Annotated in this window: 20 protein-coding genes; 8 read left to right on the top strand and 12 right to left on the bottom strand. The window is 40.2% G+C overall.

Features of this window, described 5'->3' with window-relative positions:
* Positions 1-85: 85 nt before the first annotated feature.
* Positions 86-766 (top strand): DNA mismatch repair endonuclease MutH, encoded by a 681-nt coding sequence (gene mutH, locus ABXG98_RS03860; protein WP_353537460.1) that lies wholly within the window; start codon positions 86-88, stop codon positions 764-766.
* Positions 767-832: 66 nt separating this feature from the next.
* Here the strand turns inward: mutH and ABXG98_RS03855 are convergent, their stop codons facing one another.
* Both ABXG98_RS03855 and ABXG98_RS03850 read right to left on the bottom strand, forming a co-directional pair.
* Positions 833-1,711: a D-hexose-6-phosphate mutarotase gene (locus tag ABXG98_RS03855; protein ID WP_353537359.1), complete on the bottom strand. Its 879-nt coding sequence runs from the start codon at positions 1,709-1,711 to the stop codon at positions 833-835.
* Positions 1,712-1,896: 185 nt separating this feature from the next.
* Entirely contained in the window at positions 1,897-2,739 is an 843-nt protein-coding gene (locus ABXG98_RS03850) for an HDOD domain-containing protein (protein WP_353537358.1), read from the bottom strand.
* Positions 2,740-2,993: 254 nt separating this feature from the next.
* Here ABXG98_RS03850 and trhP point away from each other — a divergent pair, with 254 nt between their 5' ends.
* The 3 genes from trhP (at position 2,994) to ABXG98_RS03835 (ending at position 5,113) form a co-directional block, all read left to right on the top strand.
* Positions 2,994-4,412, top strand: coding sequence for a prephenate-dependent tRNA uridine(34) hydroxylase TrhP (gene trhP / locus ABXG98_RS03845; protein WP_353537357.1), 1,419 nt, complete (start codon positions 2,994-2,996; stop codon positions 4,410-4,412).
* 10 nt (positions 4,413-4,422) lie between these two features.
* Positions 4,423-4,671 carry a YfhL family 4Fe-4S dicluster ferredoxin gene (locus tag ABXG98_RS03840; RefSeq protein WP_353537356.1) on the top strand — a complete coding sequence of 83 codons (249 nt, stop codon included), beginning with the start codon at positions 4,423-4,425 and terminating at the stop codon, positions 4,669-4,671.
* Positions 4,672-4,780: 109 nt separating this feature from the next.
* Positions 4,781-5,113 (top strand): GIY-YIG nuclease family protein, encoded by a 333-nt coding sequence (locus tag ABXG98_RS03835; protein WP_353537459.1) that lies wholly within the window; start codon positions 4,781-4,783, stop codon positions 5,111-5,113.
* Here the strand turns inward: ABXG98_RS03835 and ABXG98_RS03830 are convergent.
* Positions 5,110-5,733, bottom strand: coding sequence for a LysE family translocator (locus tag ABXG98_RS03830; protein WP_353537355.1), 624 nt, complete (start codon positions 5,731-5,733; stop codon positions 5,110-5,112). The two genes, ABXG98_RS03835 and ABXG98_RS03830, sit on opposite strands and share 4 nt — an antisense overlap.
* 182 nt (positions 5,734-5,915) lie before the next feature.
* On the opposite strand from ABXG98_RS03830, the gene ABXG98_RS03825 reads away from it, so the two are divergent.
* Positions 5,916-6,587: a cyclic nucleotide-binding domain-containing protein gene (locus tag ABXG98_RS03825; protein ID WP_353537354.1), complete on the top strand. Its 672-nt coding sequence runs from the start codon at positions 5,916-5,918 to the stop codon at positions 6,585-6,587.
* Positions 6,588-6,622: 35 nt separating this feature from the next.
* Here the strand turns inward: ABXG98_RS03825 and ABXG98_RS03820 are convergent, their stop codons facing one another.
* Positions 6,623-7,444 carry a M90 family metallopeptidase gene (locus ABXG98_RS03820; RefSeq protein ID WP_353537353.1) on the bottom strand — a complete coding sequence of 274 codons (822 nt, stop codon included), beginning with the start codon at positions 7,442-7,444 and terminating at the stop codon, positions 6,623-6,625.
* Positions 7,445-7,689: 245 nt separating this feature from the next.
* On the opposite strand from ABXG98_RS03820, the gene ABXG98_RS03815 reads away from it, so the two are divergent.
* Together ABXG98_RS03815 and ABXG98_RS03810 are read left to right on the top strand one after the other, a co-directional pair.
* Positions 7,690-8,658, top strand: a complete 969-nt coding sequence (locus tag ABXG98_RS03815; protein ID WP_353537352.1) for a DUF438 domain-containing protein — start codon at positions 7,690-7,692, stop codon at positions 8,656-8,658.
* Positions 8,659-8,661: 3 nt separating this feature from the next.
* Complete coding sequence (locus tag ABXG98_RS03810; protein ID WP_353537351.1) at positions 8,662-9,564, top strand: radical SAM protein; 903 nt, start codon at positions 8,662-8,664, stop codon at positions 9,562-9,564.
* Between the two features lie 195 nt (positions 9,565-9,759).
* Here the strand turns inward: ABXG98_RS03810 and ABXG98_RS03805 are convergent, their stop codons facing one another.
* The 6 genes from ABXG98_RS03805 to ABXG98_RS03780 all read right to left on the bottom strand — a co-directional run bounded on the left by ABXG98_RS03805 (position 9,760) and on the right by ABXG98_RS03780 (position 18,541).
* Positions 9,760-12,900, bottom strand: coding sequence for an efflux RND transporter permease subunit (locus ABXG98_RS03805; RefSeq protein ID WP_353537350.1), 3,141 nt, complete (start codon positions 12,898-12,900; stop codon positions 9,760-9,762).
* Positions 12,897-14,444 (bottom strand): efflux RND transporter periplasmic adaptor subunit, encoded by a 1,548-nt coding sequence (locus ABXG98_RS03800; protein WP_353537349.1) that lies wholly within the window; start codon positions 14,442-14,444, stop codon positions 12,897-12,899. Before ABXG98_RS03800 ends, ABXG98_RS03805 begins: the two co-directional genes overlap by 4 nt.
* Positions 14,444-15,955, bottom strand: coding sequence for a TolC family protein (locus ABXG98_RS03795; RefSeq protein ID WP_353537348.1), 1,512 nt, complete (start codon positions 15,953-15,955; stop codon positions 14,444-14,446). The genes ABXG98_RS03800 and ABXG98_RS03795 overlap by 1 nt, the downstream gene beginning before the upstream one ends.
* Positions 15,955-16,491 carry a DUF411 domain-containing protein gene (locus tag ABXG98_RS03790; RefSeq protein ID WP_502901525.1) on the bottom strand — a complete coding sequence of 179 codons (537 nt, stop codon included), beginning with the start codon at positions 16,489-16,491 and terminating at the stop codon, positions 15,955-15,957. The genes ABXG98_RS03795 and ABXG98_RS03790 overlap by 1 nt, the downstream gene beginning before the upstream one ends.
* A gap of 170 nt (positions 16,492-16,661) precedes the next feature.
* Positions 16,662-17,078, bottom strand: coding sequence for a CopL family metal-binding regulatory protein (locus ABXG98_RS03785; RefSeq protein WP_353537347.1), 417 nt, complete (start codon positions 17,076-17,078; stop codon positions 16,662-16,664).
* An 83-nt stretch (positions 17,079-17,161) separates the two neighbouring features.
* Positions 17,162-18,541 carry an ATP-binding cassette domain-containing protein gene (locus ABXG98_RS03780; RefSeq protein WP_353537346.1) on the bottom strand — a complete coding sequence of 460 codons (1,380 nt, stop codon included), beginning with the start codon at positions 18,539-18,541 and terminating at the stop codon, positions 17,162-17,164.
* 232 nt (positions 18,542-18,773) lie between these two features.
* Between ABXG98_RS03780 and ABXG98_RS03775 the strand changes: the two genes are divergently transcribed.
* A complete protein-coding gene (locus ABXG98_RS03775; RefSeq protein WP_353537345.1) occupies positions 18,774-19,136 on the top strand; it encodes a DUF2750 domain-containing protein in 363 nt (120 codons plus the stop codon).
* Between the two features lie 72 nt (positions 19,137-19,208).
* On the opposite strand, the gene ABXG98_RS03770 is transcribed toward ABXG98_RS03775, so the two are convergent.
* The gene (locus ABXG98_RS03770; RefSeq protein WP_353537344.1) at positions 19,209-19,427 is read right to left on the bottom strand and encodes a hypothetical protein; all 219 of its coding nucleotides are present in this window, start codon (positions 19,425-19,427) and stop codon (positions 19,209-19,211) included.
* A 23-nt stretch (positions 19,428-19,450) separates the two neighbouring features.
* Positions 19,451-19,912: a hypothetical protein gene (locus tag ABXG98_RS03765; RefSeq protein WP_353537343.1), complete on the bottom strand. Its 462-nt coding sequence runs from the start codon at positions 19,910-19,912 to the stop codon at positions 19,451-19,453.
* Between the last annotated feature and the right edge of the window lie 31 nt (positions 19,913-19,943).

Here is a 19,943-nt window from a genome sequence, read left to right as displayed (position 1 = left end):
GACTGAGCAAATGATTACTTTGATTTTTTCACCTATTAACCCGATAATACTGCGCAATTAAAAAATGAACGGCGATTTTGCTACTATGACTATTCCTGCATCAGAACAAGAACTACTGGAAAGAGTGCAACACTTGGCGGGTTTAACATTAGCTGAAATCGCTGAAGATGCGGGTATAGAAATCCCCAAAGATTTAACACGAAATAAAGGATGGGTCGGTTTGCTACTTGAGCATGTTCTCGGGGCTAGTGCTGGCTCTCGACCTGAGCCAGACTTTCCAACCTTAGGCATAGAATTAAAAACCTTACCGATAACTAGCCAAGGAAAACCACTTGAAACTACTTTTGTCTGTGTTGCGCCTTTAACTGGCTTAGTCGGGGTTAATTGGCAAAACTGCTGGCTAAAACAAAAACTCTCTAAAGTACTCTGGGTGCCGGTAATCTGTACAAGTACTGACCAAAAAAAACTGCCTTTGGCTGAACGAAGAATTGGCAGTGCTTTTATGTGGACGCCCTCTCCCGAAGAAGAACAGCTTTTAGCCTTGGACTGGCAAGAGCTAACCGATATGATAGTGCTAGGGGAAGTTGAAAAAATCCATGGTAAGCATGGCCAAGTTTTACAGCTTAGGCCTAAAGCAGCTAACTCAAAGGCCAAAACCCAAGCCTTTGATAAGAGCGGCAAGCCCTTTATGACCTTACCCCGTGGTTTTTATTTAAAAATTCCCTTTACTCAACAGCTATTAAACAAAAAATTGCGAATAAATTAAACACGTACTTCCCTGAGTATTATCACCTAATACTATAGCTTCATTAGGCAATACATGAGCAACAACTCAGGTGCGACTGATAAATACCTCTTGCTCCATCGTCACAAATTGGCCTGCTTTAAGCAGTTGATTTTGTGTGTTAGCCGCTTCTAAACAAACAAACTCTTGTTCACCCTGAGGATGAATATCAGCCATGTTACTGGCGGTTTCCACACCGGGATTCCAAAAAACCCATTGATGAGTATTTTTTGCTTTCAAGACAATTTTACGTTGCCACAAGCGATCAACAATCGTCATAACATCACAAGTATGATAAATGCGATCAACAGGGCCAACACCATTTTCAATTGGTTGTGGCTGGGACAGTTTCCCGGTTAATTTATCATTAAAGGGCGCATGTTCTAAGGCCGCCACCTTTATATTTTCAGGTGAGCTAACTGAAAAATAACTGTGTAAAGCGCCGGTATAGTATGCATCTTGCTCACTGAGATTGTGCATTTTTAATGTTTGCTTAAATGAATCACCAAAAAATAAGCCTTGAGTTAACTGACATGGGTATGGCCAAAGTGGAGCCATATTTTCCCCTTGCCACAACAAAGATAGTTCGACCCCTTGTTCTGATATCTTAACAGCATCTAGCTGCCAAACTTGTGATCGGGCAAAACCGTGATTTCCCCATTGATTGTCACTATCATCGGGGTGCTGGCCAAACCAAGGCCAACAAAGTGGAATACCACCTCGTATCGCTTTTCCTTGCTGAAAATGACTGTTTTTTGATAGCCAGAAAACGTCTTTTTCACCACAAGGTTGCCAGCTAAGTACTTGACCACCGTACAAGCTAACTTTTGCTGTACCCTTAGCATGTTCAATAACTAATGCCGTTAGGCCTTGTGAAAGAGGTGCTTGATACACCCGACCAAATTCATTTTCAGTTAACAGCGACATTTATTTGTTTTCCATCCTGTTTTTTATAAGCCTAATACCATTAACAATTAATGGTATTAATTAAAAGCTAAGTATAAAAAAACAAAAAACTGTTTGAAAGCTTAAAAGTTTTTACTTGAAATACAATCCTGGGTAAAACCCGCGTAAAATCTGTGTTGAAAATCACCTCTTTAATGATCAAAGTATTAGACAAACATCGACTTAACTTCAAGATACTTTTCTTTAAATTGCTGGCATTGCATAAAATCTACCTCAGGTAAAATGCCTTTTTTTGCAAAGCTGGCTAACAATACCTCTTTGGTCGATTCATCATTGAAAATACCATGGTAAATTGCCCCCGCACGAATAAAATCGAGATAATGAGGCTCTTTAGGTAAAAGGGTCAGATCACTCCAGCTTTCAGCTAACAGCGTCAACTCATCTGAAAAGCCCCAGGCTCGGGTGATAGAGCCACCAATTTTGCCCGACAGTTTAATAATGGCCTGCTTTATAAATCTAGGGTTAGCAAAAACATCAGGGTGATGTTCTGCTTCGGTTATAATAGGCAATACCCCAACATTGTGTACTATGGCCGCAAGGGTAAGGGTATCAATTGATAAGGGAGAATGCTTTTGCTGTTTAAGATACAAGTCCATTAAACTAATTGCCACTGACGCAACATCAACGGTTTTTTGCCACGATTTTTTCATATACGTAGCAACAATACTGTTTTTAGAAACAAATACTTGCTGTATTGCCATAGCGGTGGCAATACTTTTTATTTGTCGTAATCCTATACGATTAACCGCTTGCGATATGGTTTCAACCTTAACACGTCGCCCAAGTAACGCACTATTAGCCACTTTAATGATGCCTAAAGACAAGGCAGGGTCATGAGAGATAAGCTCTCCCATGTGAGCCAAACTGATGTCAGGGTCATCAGCCGCTTGTCTTACCTTCAAAGCAACCTCGGGTAACATGGGTAACACTAATTCGTCTTGCTTTATTTTCTCTTTTAAAATCACATATAAAGCATTTTCAGCAGCCATAGCATGCCCCCTTTTTGATTTTTAATCTTTAATAAAAATAACACAGTTTTGATAAACACCAAGGACTTTATCAATGTTAAAAATAAACATTCTCTGTAAGTAATAATAGCTACTTACCTTATTTTATCTACTGTTTAGATTGCCCACAGACGCAGATTTTCTTATAATGCGCGACAATTACCTTGGTTCGCATCACGTTATTGCGTAACAGGGGCGCCCTTTAAAAAAGATAGATAAATAAATAGATAATTTTTATGTTAAAACCTGAATTACTTTCTCCTGCTGGCAGTCTAAAAAACATGCGCTACGCCTTTGCTTATGGTGCTGATGCTGTTTATGCAGGCCAACCACGTTACTCCCTTCGAGTACGTAATAACGAGTTTTCACTCGACAACATAAAAATAGGTATCGATGAAGCCCACGCTTTAGGCAAGAAATTCTATTTAGTTAATAACATTGCCCCCCATAACGGTAAGTTAAAAACCTTTTTAAAAGATATTACCCCTGTCATTGCCATGAAGCCTGATGCATTGATCATGTCAGATCCGGGCTTGATCATGCTAGTACGTGAACACTTTCCCGATATGTCAATTCATTTGTCAGTACAAGCCAATGCCGTTAACTGGGCAACGGTTAAGTTTTGGCAACAACAAGGCGTTGAACGCGTTATTTTATCACGCGAACTCTCGTTGGATGAAATTGAAGACATCCGTATGCATTGTCCAGAAATGGAACTTGAGGTTTTTGTTCATGGTGCATTATGTATGGCTTATTCTGGCCGCTGTTTATTATCTGGCTATATTAATAAACGCGATCCTAATCAAGGAACTTGCACCAACTCTTGCCGCTGGAAATATGACACTCACCAAGCCAAAGAAACAGAAACGGGTGATGTAATCGCAGTTAACCCTGCTGCTGAAATATATACCCCAAATTCTGACATTATTACTCCTAATAGTGATATTGCGAGCGCGATCCCTAGTAATCAACCCATCGATGATATAATACTATTACAAGAGCAAGGTCGCCCAGGTGAATATATGCCAGCTTTTGAAGACGAGCATGGCACCTACATCATGAACTCAAAAGACTTACGCGCCGTTGAACATGTCGAACGTTTAGTCAAAATGGGCGTACATTCATTAAAAATAGAAGGACGAACCAAATCTTTTTATTATTGTGCTCGAACTGCACAGGTATATAATCAAGCCATTAATGATGCCTTATCAGACAAAGCCTTTAACCCTGAGTTAAATAAAGATTTAGAACATTTAGCACACCGTGGTTATACCGAAGGATTTTTAAAGCGCCATCGCCCTTCAGACACTCAAAACTATGACTACGGTTATTCAAAAAGTGATACTCAGCAATTCGTTGGTGAAGTGATAGGTAGAAACGAACAATCTGGTTTAATTGAAATAGACGTAAAAAATAAATTTCTCGTTGGTGATTCATTAGAATTAATGACTCCCGCTGGCAATGTTAGCTTTACCTTAAACCAAATGATCCACAGCAAAACAGGTGAAGAAATTACCGATGCCAAAGGCTCTGGTCATAAAGTTGCCATCGCATTAGACACAGAGTTACCATTAGAGTTCGGTATTATCATGCGTTATTTAACAGACGGTGGCACCACACGTCATCCTTTTGCCCAAAACCAAGCCGATAAATAGGCTAACTATTATGGCTTTGTTTATTGAAGATAGCTGTATCAATTGTGATATGTGTGATCCTGAGTGCCCAAATGAGGCAATTACCCTAGGTGAACATATTTACGAAATTGATCCTGACAAGTGCACAGAGTGTTTAGGTCACTACGAGCAACCTACCTGTGTAAGTGTTTGTCCTATTGATTGTGTTAAACCTGATCCTGAGCATGTGGAAAGTGAAGCAACTTTACTGGCAAAATTTGTAAAAATGCATGGCACTTAGCTCAGACACTGAAAACATTAAATGCTATAATCAAGCTATTACTCTATTTATATCAAGCTCAATTACTATTGAATTCAAATAGTTTCATAAAAGGAGAGCATTGAGCACAATGACACAACAGGAACAGGAAAGTCACTGTAAAAAAAGTGGGCTTGGTAATGTCTATATAATGACTCACTCATTTTTCTCTGATGTGATCAGAATTGGCTGTACCTTTAACGATCCCCTAGAATACACAAAGTCACTTTCAGCAAAAACGCCTGGTGATTATACCTTGGTTTTTGCTCGCCAATGCGACAACCCTTGTCAAGTGCAACAACGCATTAAAACGCTGTTATCTGCCCAAAAATATGTCAACGAGTTTTATCATGTACCTACAAGCGTAGCCGAACGCTTACTTAAAAGAGAAAGTGCGATTATTCCCTCGCTCATGACGGCTTAGCTCACCGCTAACCATATTGCTACCATAATCATTAACGTGCCTGAAACTCTATTTAATAGCTGTACATTGCTTTGCTGCGTTAATAATTTACCTATGGTTTTACCGCCAGTGGCATATAACATCATACAAGTAAATTCAGAAAGTAAAATAATGGCCACTAGCATTGTTAACTGCGGTGTAAGCGCATAATCTTCATTGATAAAGGGCGGCAATAAAGAAATCATAAACGCCCAGCCTTTAGGATTTGCAATTGCCGTGAACAGCCCTTGATTAAACAAGCTTCGCTTACTAATGCTTGTACGGGGATCATGGTGTAATGAGATTGCTAGCTTCCCTTTAGAGCGCCACATATTAATCCCAACATAGAGAAGATAACCCGCGCCAATAAACTTTAACACGGCAAAAAGTTGCGGCAGTTGTAACATAATACTTGAAACACCGATAACAGAAGCGATAGCAACAATAGCTACCCCAAGCAGCTCCCCCCACATCATCCACAACGTATTACGAATACCGATAGACATACCTAACGTCATCGCTAAGGTCATACACATACCTGGCGTAATGGATACTACAAAAAAAGTTGGAATAAAAAGTCCAAGTAATGTGAAGTCTAACAAAGCCGATTCTCAGAAAATAAATCAATAAACGGCGATATTAACAATTAATACTGTGTTTTTATACCCACTTAGCAACCTAATATCTGACCGGATAGTTAAGCAGGTATTTTTATAAGTATTTGTTTTTATGCTAGGCTATAACTATAGGCGTAGGGCTAACGATGTAATTAACTTGAGGTTCAATGACAGATTTAACCAAACTTAAACTCATGGAAATTGCCAACCGAGTCCCTTTATTTAAGGCGCTAAACGCCCACGAAAAAGGGCAAGTAATCGCCATTGATAATATTGTAAAAGTCATCAAAAAAGACACTGCGTTTATTAACTACGGTGACCGCAATGACAACTTTTTCATCTTACTGAGCGGTAGCGCTAGTGTGTATCAACATGACCACAAGATAGCCAAAGTAAAAGGCGGGCAATTTGTTGGCGAAGTTGGCTTTATTTGTGGTGATCCCCGAACTGCCACCGTAGTTGCTGACACTGATCTGGTCACATTTTGTATTGACCGCAGTCGATTTATGTATTTACCAGCAACCTTGAGAGAAAAAATTAAAGACCGTTTGATTAATGGCTTAGTTGATCGAGTTGAATCTATGAATGAGCACATCGCCCAACTAGATAAAATAGTAAGCCACTATCAAACAAGTAACACAGAGGTAGAGCAATCATCGCAAGCACCTCAAACAGCCCAAGCAAATAAATCGCCCGCTGAAAAAAATAAAATCAACAAAAATCAAACAGCGCCAAATGAGCAAGCACCTGAGTCTGAACAATGCGAGAGCACTGTCATCACAGCTCCGACAGAGTTAAGTAAGACGTTGAAAAAAAGAAGAAAACCAACGTGGAAATAATACTAAACCCTTTACCAAAACTAAAATCATACGGTTCACCAATGTATTGGATCAACCTGATAATATTGTTTTAATTGTTGATACAAACTTGGATAATGACGATGCAGAGATTGTGCTTGTTCAAAAAACACTTCACTAGCAACTGCAAAAAACTCTGCCGGTGCTGTTGCACCATAATAATCAAATAATGACGGCTGACCAGTTTGCGCTTGTTTCTTTAGTAATTCGAATTGCTCAGAGAAAACATCTGACCAACATAGATAGCCTTGCGCTTTATCTAACACAGGCGCGCCATTCGCTGTTCCATTTTCTTGATCTAATTGATGAGCAAACTCATGAATTACCACATTTTTCCCATCATCAGGAATTTGTGCGCCCTGCATAGTATCTTGCCATGACAAAACCACCTTGCCAAAGTCCCAAGATTCACCTGCTAGAACGACTTTTTGCGTAAAATGTACACCATCTATATGATTGTTGTGTTGGTTTTTAACAAAGGCGCGAGGATAAACAAGAATGGTTTGTAATTTAGGATAAAAATCTGTGTCACGATTGAGCAACAATAAACAAGCTTGTGCTGCAACCGTTATTCTAATTTCATCGGTGATAATAACACCATTACAACCAATAAATTTTTTTTCTGCTAAAAACACCTGAATGAGTTGCTTTAGTTGTAACTGTAGATCAGCAGGCATAGTCCTAAAGTAAGGCATCCTTTGCTGAATAATTTTACGCCAGTGCTTTTTAAAAGGTTGTTTCCTTATTTTATTACGTTGATACGCACGCCAATAAGGTTTTGAAACAGAATAACCAATGAGTAAAGCTCCAATAAAAATTGGTAACCAATAAGACAACATACAGAACATAACTTGTTAGGATTTATTATGAAATAGGTACGAATAGGCTAAAAATCAAGCTGTATAAACTTTCTTTTATTTACTTAGTGACCTTGAGCAGAATGAAGCCAGCCCCTTATTGCAAATAAAGCGGCAACGAGTCATTGTTTGCTCTTTGTCAGGCTCAAAGGATGATCTAACACAATACAATTACCGCACCTTTATTAGACAATAACATCCTTGTTTACTTATCAATTCACTCTCAAATGAACACAATTCCTCAATACGCAGCGACGCTGAGCGACGGTCACCCGGTAAAAGTATACTTTGAAGAGAACATGCTAATACGCTCTTTACTACAACAATTAACAATCACAGATATCCACCAAGATTTTGAATTGTTTTTTAATCTATTCAATCAACTCGCTGAAATAGAAAAACGTTTTGCCCGTAAAGAGAACCAGCTATTTCCTTACTTAGAAAAACATGGCTGGACAGGACCAAGCCAAGGTATGTGGGCTTTTCATGATAAAATAAGAGACAGTTTCAGGGCATTACGACAGTGCATTGACACTAAAGAGTTTGCGCCGATAAACATTCATCTTGATGAAATAATTGGTGACTTACAAGGACTAATGGAGATTGAAGAACATCGATTATTTCCCAATGCCTTAGAGTTACTCGATGAAGATGAATGGAAAGATATGCGTGAAGGAGATAAAGAAATTGGCTGGATGCTCGCTAACGATCCCACCCCTTACCCGCCAGTTGCCTATGTTCATCCAGGCGAAGATCGCAGAAAGAAGCGGTTACCGTTTTCAACCGAAGATAGAATTAAGTTAAATGAAGGCTACATGACCGGCGAACAACTCAACTTAATGTTACAGTTTATGCCTGTTGATCTGACTTATGTTGATGAAAACGACAGAGTTATTTTTTATAATCGGGGTGAAAATCGTGTTTTTCCGCGTTCAGCTGGGGTTATCGGCCGTGAAGTGAAGTTCTGTCATCCACCTAAATCTGTTGATACTGTGTTAAAAATACTAGAAGAATTCAAAAAAGGCACTCAAGACACCGCTGAATTTTGGATAAACTTTAAAGATCGCAAAATTCACATTCGCTATTTTGCTATTAGAGATCAAGAAAATAATTACAAAGGCGTTATTGAAATGTCACAAGACATCACCGAAATACTTAAAATTGAAGGCCAAAACCGTCTACTAGATTGGGGGTAAACTATGTATCCGATAAGCTATATTGAACCTGTATTCCGCCCACCAAGTGAATGGAAAAGCCTAATATTACAAGTCACTAATGGTTGCTCATGGAACAAATGCACCTTTTGCGATATGTATACTAGCGATACTAAAAAGTTTAGGCCAAAAAAACGCGAGCAAATTGAACAAGAAATTATTGATGTGGCCAAATCAGGCATTACCACCCGACGCGTATTTCTCGCTGACGGCGATGCAATGATGTTGCCTTTTAACCGTTTAAAAGAAATACTCACCTTAATCAAACAGCATTTGCCACAAGTGAGTCGAGTATCAAGTTATTGCTTACCGAGAAACCTGAGTAACAAAACGGTTGAACAATTAGTTGAGTTACGTACTTTAGGGCTCAAGTTGATGTATGTCGGCTGTGAAAGTGGCGATGATCAAGTACTGAGCCTGATTGAAAAAGGCGAAACCTATCAAAGTTCATTGCTAGCGCTTAATAAAATTAAACAAGCGGGCATGAAAAGTTCGGTAATGATTTTAAATGGCTTAGGTGGCCCTGAACTTTCTCGCCAACATGCAATCAATTCAGCAAAGTTAATGAATGAAGCACAACCTGATTACCTCTCTACGCTAGTGGTGAGTTTTCCGTTAGGTGAACAGCGCTTTGCCCAAAAGTTTGACCAAGCCTCTTTGCAACCGTTTCGACAGTTAACCCAACAAGAACTTTTTAAAGAAATGGAAACACTGCTATCTGAGCTAGATTTGCGCAAAACCATTTTTCGCTCAGACCATGCCTCCAACTACCTAGTACTCAAAGGCATACTCGGTAATGATAAAGATGCTCTACTTAAACAAGTCAGACTCGCATTAAAACAACCCAGCGAGGTGAGTTTAAGGCAAGAGTGGCAACGGGGTTTGTAATGAGTAATGCCATTGCATAATATAGCCCATAAGCAATCACATTTGATTGCCTAGCTAAAGGCAATCAAATTATCTTGCATAATTTCACATAAAACTGGTTAGCTCACAGCAATATCATCGGCAAGTTGATGGGCATAGCCCATGAAAAAAACACCATGACTATAGCTTAGAGAAAACCATTTCATACACGAACTTTTAGGTGTTTTTTATTAATGACGAGCGCCATAAATAAAATAACGCAGGTAAAACCAACAAGGTTAAAATCACCGCACTTAGCATGCCACCAACCATGGGTGCTGCAATGCGGCTCATCACTTCAGAGCCAGTACCTGTACCATATAAAATAGGCAATAAACCAACAATAATGGCTGCTGCTGTCATCATCACCGGGCGAACACGTAGGCCTGCGCCATGCATTACCGCCTGAAGCACATCTTGTTTAGTGGTGGCTATTTCTTGTGCTTTATTCGCCTTAAGCATTTCTTGATAAGCTTGATTTAAATACACTAACATAATAACACCTATTTCTACCGCTACCCCCGCAAGCGCAATAAAACCAACAGCTACCGCAACAGAAAAATTAAAACCTTGCAGGTACATCAACCAGATACTACCCACCATTGCCAGCGGTAAAGTCCCCATAATCATGGCCACTTCAATGACATTCCTAAAGTTTAGGTACAGTAAAATAACGATGATAAATAACGTCAGTGGCACAACGTAGGTTAACTTGGCTTTGGCACGTTGCATATATTCATATTGACCCGCCCAAGTAATTGAGTAACCGGCAGGAAGATTGAGCTTCTCAGCCATGACCTTTTGTGCCGCCACTACATATGTACCAACATCAACGCCTTCAATATCAACAAATGTCCAACCATTCAACCGGGCATTTTCAGATTTTATGCCTGCAGGGCCGTCCTCAATAAACACATGAGCAACATCACCCAATGAAATACGCTGACCATTAGGTGTCACAATAGGTAATAAGGATAGTGTCTCTGGCGAGTCACGATAATCTTGCGGATAACGCAAACTCACGGGGTAGCGCTCTAAGCCTTCCACGGTTTTAGTCACATTCATTCCACCAATGGCAGTAGCAACAACTTGTTGAATTTCTGCAATATTGAGCCCATAACGTGCTGCTTGAGCCCGTTGAATATCAACTTTAACATAACGACCACCAGCGACACGTTCAGAGTAGACCGATGCTGTACCGGCTACCTCTTGCAGAATAACTTCTAATTGCTTGCCTATAGCTTGAATAACCGATAAATCAGCGCCAGCAATTTTGATGCCTACGGGAGTTTTAATCCCGGTTGCTAACATATCAATACGGGTTTTGATTGGCATAACCCAAGCGTTAGTAACCCCAGGTAGTTTAACTAAAGCATCTAGCTCTTTTTTCAAGCTTTCGGTAGTAACCCCCGCTCGCCATTGATCATGAGGCTTTAATTGAATAAAGGTTTCAATCATAGTTAGCGGCGCGGGATCGGTAGCCGTTTCAGCCCGCCCGACTTTGCCAAAAACAGTTTGAACTTCTGGGACTGTTTTAATCAATTTATCGGTTTGTTGCAGTAACTGCCGTGCTTTTCCTATGGAAATACCCGGGTATGTCGTTGGCATATACATTATATCGCCTTCATCAAGGGGCGGTATAAACTCACTACCAATTTGATCTAATGGGTACAAACCAATAACGAGCACTGCTAAGGCAGCTAACAAGGTGGTTTTAGGAAAACGCAACACTAACTTCAGCACCGGCAAATAGATAAAGGTTAACAACCTATTCACTGGGTTTTTATGTTCAGGTAATATTGTTCCACGAATGAAATAGCCCATTAATACCGGCACTAAAGTAATCGCCAAAGCCGCAGATGCCGCCATAGCATAGGTTTTGGTAAACGCTAACGGTGCAAACATCCGCCCCTCTTGTGCTTCTAGGGTAAAAACAGGCACAAAGCTCACCGTGATAATCAGTAAACTAAAAAATAACGCAGGGCCAACTTCACTGGCTGATGCCACTACCACCTGCCAACGGCTCTCAGAGGTTAACACCTTACCTTTTGAGGTCAGTCGCTCCATGTGCTTATGCATATTTTCTATCATCACTATAGCGCCATCAATCATAGCGCCAATGGCAATAGCAATGCCGCCCAGTGACATAATATTGGCATTTAACCCTTGAAAATGCATGATAATAAAGGCAGTTAAAATGCCTACAGGTAAGCTCACAATTGCCACCAAAGACGAGCGCAGATGGAATAGAAAAATAATACAGACTAACGCTACCACGCCAAACTCTTCCAATAATTTGTAGGCTAAGTTATCTACAGCACGTTCGATTAGCGCAGAGCGATCATAAACAGGCACAATTTCAACGCCATCAGGCAAGCCTTTTTTCAGGTGTTCAAGTTTTGCTTTGACGCGATTAATCACTTGTTGAGCATTTTCGCCATAACGCATGACCACAATACCGCCAACGGTTTCCCCCTTACCGTTAAGCTCAGCAACACCTCGTCGCATTTGTGGGCCAGTGACAATATCAGCCACATCTTTTAATAATAATGGTGTACCATTTTCATTTACCCCTAACGGAATATTTTCTAAATCTTCAACGTTTTTAAGATAACCAGTAGCACGCACCATGTATTCCGCTTCCGCCATTTCAATGACTGATGCGCCAATTTCTTGGTTACCTTGCTTGATGGCCATTTGAATATGTGACAGCGGAATGCCAAAGGCACGTAACTTGTCAGGATTAATTACCACCTGATATTGTTTCACCATGCCACCTAGGACAGAAACTTCAGAAACGCCGGGGACGGTTTGTAGTTCATACTTTAAAAACCAATCTTGAAGACTGCGCAATTGGCTTAAATCATGTTGATTGGTTTTATCTACCAACGCATATAAATAAACCCAGCCCACACCTGTTGCATCAGGCCCGAGTTGCGCCCTAGCATCTTTAGGTAAATTTGGCGCGACTTGGCTTAAATATTCAAGCACCCGCGAGCGTGCCCAATACAAATCGGTATTTTCATCAAAAATAACATACACATAAGAATCACCAAAAAACGAATAGCCCCTTACAGTAACTGCGCCAGGAACTGACAGCATTGCAGTTGTTAACGGATAAGTGACCTGCTCTTCCACCACTTGTGGAGCTTGACCGGGGTAACTGGTTTTTATAATCACCTGCACATCAGACAAATCTGGCAGGGCATCAATAGGGGTTTTCTTGACCGAGTATAAACCAACACCTACTAACAATGCTGTTGCGAGTAAAACTAGAAAACGATTTAAAACCGACCAACGAATAATAGCGCTAATCATGGCAACTCTCCCTCGCCTTTAGCTTGCTCCATTGACATAGCACTCACAATAATAAAATTGCCGTCACGAATTTCAAAAGTAAACATGACATAAGCACCAACAGTAAATAACGTCATATCCACATTCGTTTCCGCGCTGTCATCAACAATAAAGTCAACAGTTTGTGCGGGTCGATCCCATTTAGCTATAGCCTCACGGTCAATTGTCACCATGCGATGATCGGTCATAACTGACACCACAGTGCCATGAACTGTCGCCGAAGGTACACTAAGGCTCATATCCATTGTTTCGCTAGCTTCATCCATCGTTTGAATAGTAGTCATTCGCTTGAAATCAGACGATTTACTTGATTCTGAGTCTAATAAAAATTGCGCAGAGCTGACTACTTTTTCACCTTCACTTAGCCCAGCAAGGATCTCTACATGCTCACTGTCATAACGACCAACGCTAACAGCCACTGACTTAAAACTGCCCTCACCTAAGGCTAATACCACCCGGTCTTGATTACCTGTACGTATCAGCGCTTCTTTAGGGATTAATAATGCATTACCATCGCCGGTGGTGTGAATGGCAATTTGCGCAAACATATTCGGTTTAAAGTAGTTTTGATCATTGTTAAAACGCAATCTTACTTTGACGGTACGGGTTTTTGCATCTAGGGTTGGATAAATGTAATCCACTTGTCCTTGCCAAGCTTTGCCCGGCAAATAATCAAGGGTCATGGTCACAGGAGTGCCGGTTTTCACTTGTCCTGCTTGGCGCTCAAACACTTCAGCCTCAACCCACACCTCGGATAAATCACCAATAGACATTAACGTTGAACCGGGTTTAACAAAATACCCTTCTCTAATTTTTAAGTTTTCTACCACACCATTTTGCGGTGCATAAAAGGTAATACGTTGTTGCACTTTTCGGTTTTTTTGCAATTGCTCAATCGCTGACTTTGGCAGTTGCAATGCGGTTAATCGATTTTTTGCTGCGTTAATTAACCGGCGGTTATTTCTATCTAAAGCAAGTAAAAACTCCTCTTGAGCGTTCACTAACTCTGGCGAGTAAATTTCGTACAAAGGCTGATCTTTTTTAACTGGGTCACCCACTGCCGACACATGAAGCTTTTCAACCCAACCTTGAACCCTTGGATGAATATGAACCAACCGATCTTCATCATAAGTCACATAACCTACGGTATTAATTTCTGTCTGTAACGCTTTTACACTAACAACACTTGTGCGTACCCCCAAGTTATTGACAACATGAGGTGAAATTCTAATAGTGCCAACACCTTCCTCTGATTCTTTGCCCGTATCGTCATAAACGGCAACTAAATCCATGCCCATTGGCGACTTACCGGGCTTATCTCGTTTATAATTGGCATCCATTGGCGCAACCCAATACAGCGGTTTTCTCTCTACTGTTGACAAGTTAGCTGTTGGCTCTAACACTTTTGACGTTAACGTTTTGTATGCAATAACACCAATAATTGCGCCAAGCGCTAAACCGACAAGAAGTACTTTATAATGGTTACTGAGGGGATTACTGCTCATTATTTCTCTCCCGAAATTGTGGTATGTTGGCCGCTGTTCATGTCATGCTTTTGGTTTAAAGTCATTGGTTTGGCTGTGCCATCAATGCTAGCCAAAAAAAGATAATTTAGCTCAAGGTGAAGTTTTTGCTGCTCAACATTCAGCGCTAATTGCTCTATTTCAGCATTTAACACCGCAATACGGGCGCGTACCACTTCGGCAAAATCGCCATCATCATTGGTATAAGCCGTGAGAGAGGCCTCTGCTTGATCATGAATTTGCGGTAACAATCTAGTTGAATACAGTGCTTGACGCTCTTTAAGTTGCTGTAACCGCCCCTTAGCACTGGAATAAGCACCGATTAATTGTCTTAACAACAGTAACTTTTTAGTTTTAACTGCTTCTGTTTTAAAAATGGCCGACTGCACTGTTCTATCTTGTTTATTTTCAGTAAACAGAGGGAGATCAAACGAGACACCAATAGAAAAAAGATCGGCGCGACTGCTTCCCATCGCATCATCCGCGCGATAACCATAACTAGCATTGACCCCCCATTGACTTTGATACTTTTGTTCAGCGAGTTTAATACCGGTATTGCTGGCACCGATCTTTTTATCAATAGCAACTACGGCTGGGTGTTTACTCAAATAATGCACCAATTGCGCTGCGGTTAACTCTGACTGCATATCAAGTCCTCGAACCTTGGTTAATGCGATTTTTGGCAATTGTTGACTTAGCACGGTGTTTTGCAAAGAACGAGTGTTAAGCGCAATGCCCTCGGTTGACTCATTACTTGCAGCAAACTGAGTAAGCCATTGCGATAACATGCCTTGATAATGATTTTGTTGTTGCGCTAATTGCCCTAACCTATCTTCTAAACGGGTCAATTCCAGTTGTGCCCTAACAATATCTTGTTGCCGAGTTTTGCCTAATGCCGAGGAATAGCTCGCTTGGGCTACATCCGCAAGTTGTTCAAACAACATGCTATTTTTGTTAATTAACGCAATACTTTGTTGCACCCTGAAAGCATCTAGCCATAAGCTGCCCACTGTTACCGCAACTTTAGCTACTCTGTCTTGACGTTGTAAAACAAAAGCTTCACTTTCAATGCTAAGTTGTTCACTTTTAATGCTTAAGGTATCCCCACGAGGAAATACCTGTGCAATACCAATTTTGGCTTGGGTCATTCCTTCTTGAGAAAAATCAAAACCATTGGTGGGTAAATTAGCTAAGCTGAGGGTGACTTTAGGATCGGGTAAGGTATTAGCAGCAATGCTCATAGATTCAATAGCTCGTTGCTGATGTAAATTACCTGTCAGCCATGGGTCATTTGTTTGGGCTGCCTTAATCGCTTGCATAAACGATAAGATCTTTGCTGTATTTGGCTCACCGGTCTCCTTAACATTGACGTCAACATTGGCGTGAATATTAGCGAATGACGGCTGCGCACTAAAACCCCAAATAAACACCAATAACAGTAATCCTATTACATACGTTAAGTAAAACTTACGATGAGTAATATGCACTATCATTAGAACTGCTCCTGTGCCGATTGAATACTGGCATACACATCATAACTACCATCAGACTTTAAAAGTAACACCTTATAAGGATGAAACTTGTCACCTACTTCCATCCCCGGACTACCTAATGGCATGGCTGGCACGGAAAGCCCTATAACATTATCAGCATGTTGTTCTTGCAAAAATTGATGAATAAATTTAGCAGGTACATGCCCCTCAAACACATAACCTTGGCTAGAAATAGCCGTATGACATGAGCGATAACGTGGTGCGATGCCATGCTGGTGTTTGATGATTGAAATATCAGTTTGGTTATGCGCCTTTGATTGAAAGCCATTATCATCAATATGATCAATCCATTTTTTACAACAGCCACAGGTGGGGCTTTTATAGACATTTAGCATGATGGGTGTCGCGGCTTTAGTAGCTACTTGTTCAGGTACCACTGTAGTATCTGTACAGCTAGCAATTAACATAAGAAAAGTCAGTGTTATCATTAGCACAATAAATGCTAGCGGTTTTGAAAAATATTGCGTTGAAAACATAAGTCCCCCTAAGGGATATTAATTAAAAATAGAATTAATGATTAAGTTAAAAAGCGTTTTTCGCATTGCTAAACACCTCGACAACGCAGAGGCCTTTAGCAACTAAAAATGCTTAATACAGGAAGTTATCGCGTTAAATAAGCCAAATTTTGGGCCCATTTATGCTAGGTTCAGCTCAATATGGGTGGTCTATAAAGCGATGTAAGACGTTGGCTGGCTGCCAAGCTTGAAAAAGAAGATATTTTAGCTGAAAAATCCATTACGGGCTCATTAGCTAGGTGTTTAATTAAAACAGCAACTGAAGCACAGCCGCTAGTAAGGCAATCGCAGTTTTTGTCGCAACAGTCAGGGTTACTGTTGGCATCATTCATCATATGGTGGCCACTGTGATCACCATTAGTAAGAGTTTGCGATGATGAGTGAGATGAGTGTGATGATGGCTCTACAGATGACTGCGTCATACTGTTTCCCAAACTACTTCCCATACTGATCATATGATAAGACATAACCGTAGCCGACAATGCTTGGCCAAGAAAGGTCAAACACAGTAGCAATACCAGCAATGTTTTAGGAAAATTAAAAGTCACGCGCACTCACTCAATATAGCAATCAATATTATTCTAGCGAATCACTTTAGCTTATTCAATGATATTGGCGTAACAAATCACCTTTATAACTTAATATGTTGTTGGAATATGGGTAGATGTTCATCCTTACGATGGCTAACCAGTAACATGGTACTGTGCTTTTGCTCTGCTAGATGCTCTAAAAAGTTGAGGACTCTATGACGATTTAGCTCATCTAAACCTTGGGTTGGTTCATCCAAAATTAATAGATAAGGCGATTTAACCAAGGCTCTGGCAATCAACGCTAATCTTTGTTCACCATAGCTTAAGCTACGAAACGAACTGTGTTGATGAGCTAACATACCAATTTTGTTTAACCACTGTTGAGCGATGGCTATTTTATCCTGCTCAGCTTGTTGATATAAACCAATAGAGTCATAAAAACCAGAAAGTACAACCGATAATAAATCGCCGTTTACCCGATATTGTCGATGCAACTCAGCACTGACAATACCCATATCTTTTTTAAGTTCCCAAATACTTTCACCAGAACCTCGTTTAAAGCCTAATACATGCAAATCATTACTATAACATTGCGGACAATCACCGGTTATTAACTGCATTAAAGTAGATTTACCACTACCATTACCGCCAGTAATCAGCGTATGTTGTAATGGTTTAATAGACACATCTAAATCTTCAAAAACACTGACCCCTTGATACTGAACCTTGCCCTTATTCAGCTTGACTAAATAAGGGTGTGGATAATCACATAACTCTTGCATATTAGTAGGCCAACTCACATCATCCGGTACAGGCGCTAACAGTGCATCCAGTTGGCGCTTGGTTTCGTCATTTTCAAGCTTACCCAGTACTTCAAACTGTCCGCGTTCAATAAAAGCAACCTTATTACACCAGCTAGGAATATCTTGTCGATTATTTAACATCAACAACACATTGATACCGCTTTTAGCGATGTTTTCCAGGGCAGAAGACAAAGCAATGCACGAAGCTTCATCTAAACTATCAAAGGGGTTATCACAAACTAACAGCTCTACGCCATTAAATATCGCCTGTAACATTAACAGCTTTCGCCCTTCTCCTGTACTTAATTGCCGATAACCGCTTTCCAAGCGATGACTTAATCCTAACTCAGTGATCAAAGCATCATTGTGTTTATCTGCCGGTAAAAAATCTTTTGCTTTGGTGCCAATATCATTGGCATGGGTATAATCTGAGCAATCCATTTTTAATTCATGCTCGTATACAGCTTGTTGGCTTTCAAATGAAACCATACCCACCTTGTCTGCGCTAGGTAACGAGAGACTAGCAACTGATTCAGGCGATAAATCACCCGTTAACAGTTGATCAAGATATTGTTTACCCGAGCCATTTTTGCCTAAAACGCACCAGCTTTCATTGGTAACAACTTGCCAGTTTTTAATGGTTAACTGTGGGTGTTCAAAATTTGTAATAGTAATCATAGGCTTGTTTAGCTCAGTATCATCAAAGCGTAGAAATAATTGGCCAATAATACCGTTAAAGCTATGGTTTTAACACATTCATAAATAGTACATTTTCATATATCCCCCTATAAATCAGCGCTATCAGCTAAGTTAATAACTAAACAAATAATTTTTAACGATATTTTTATGCCACCTTTATTGTAATCAAGGCTATAATCTATTTACTAAACAATATTGAGCAATGTACGCTATGACCGACAATTCCAACACTCTGAACAATTTTTTAGCTCAGGTTAAACCAAAGCAAATGCTATGGGCATTACAAGACAAAACCAGTGAAGATTGGGTTGTGCTCGACTCCATTGCCTATGAAAACACCGAAGTCATGCCTTTATGGTCAAGTGCTGAATTAGCACAACAACATTGTATTGATGAGTGGGCTAGCTATATACCTTGCGCAATTTCAATATCAGACTGGTTAGAGTTTTGGCTAGAAGATTTAAATCAAGATGGCGTAATCGTAGGAGTAAACTGGCTAGACGATAATGAATATTTAGAAATGGAATTGGCAGATTTCACCCAAGCTTTAGCGACTATCGAATCGTTGAAGTAAACATCGCTTAGCCTTGCAAGTAAGAGCTGTTTAAAAACAAGGGCTCAAAGACAGTGTAAAGGTAGAGTATAGTTAATAACTCGCATTATCACTGTCAAAAAAGTCACTCAGCAGCGCAGGAAGGTACGGGCGACCGATATACATTAATAAAATACCTAACACGGCCAACAACAGAGATTGGGGGACTGTTAGCACAACAAATTCTGATGGAATTTCATCTCGAAGAAATGTAAATATAACACCAAATACGGTACAACAAATACCTAACCATGCCGAAATAAATTTTATCAAACCTCACTCCCTCAAGTTTGTTGCTAGTTAATTATTAATGATTTATTACGCCTATATTGCTCGATACTACCAGCAATAAAGCAAACTCCGACATAAAACCATACCGTACTAGCAACGACTTGCCAAATATCCCACCCCGTCGAAGTCAAAAAAAAGGGTATGGCAATGACACCTCGTACTGTACAAAGTAAAGCGATAGTCACTAACGCAGGTTTAACTAAAGGAATTTTACCAATCATACCAACAGCTGAAAAAGCAAATATGGTACAAGCAAACATTAAACTGGCAACAATGACAGTTGCAAGAGGAGCAAATAAAGTGCCTTGCTGCGCAGAATCAATAACCGATTGAGGTGCTCTTGCAAAAGCAAACCAACTTGGCCCACCAAAAAGACACAATAAATGCCACATTGCAGCTGCGCTAGCAATAACGCCTGCACTGATTAATAATTTTTCAATAAGGTTAAACTTCACTGTAAACGCCATTTTAAACTGCCTAAATTCACTTAACTGTTTT

It is taken from the genome of Colwellia sp. KU-HH00111 (assembly GCF_040362745.1).
Lineage (GTDB): Bacteria > Pseudomonadota > Gammaproteobacteria > Enterobacterales > Alteromonadaceae > Colwellia.
Note: the sequence above shows the minus strand (reverse complement) of the source record. Positions and strands in the feature narration are given on the sequence as shown.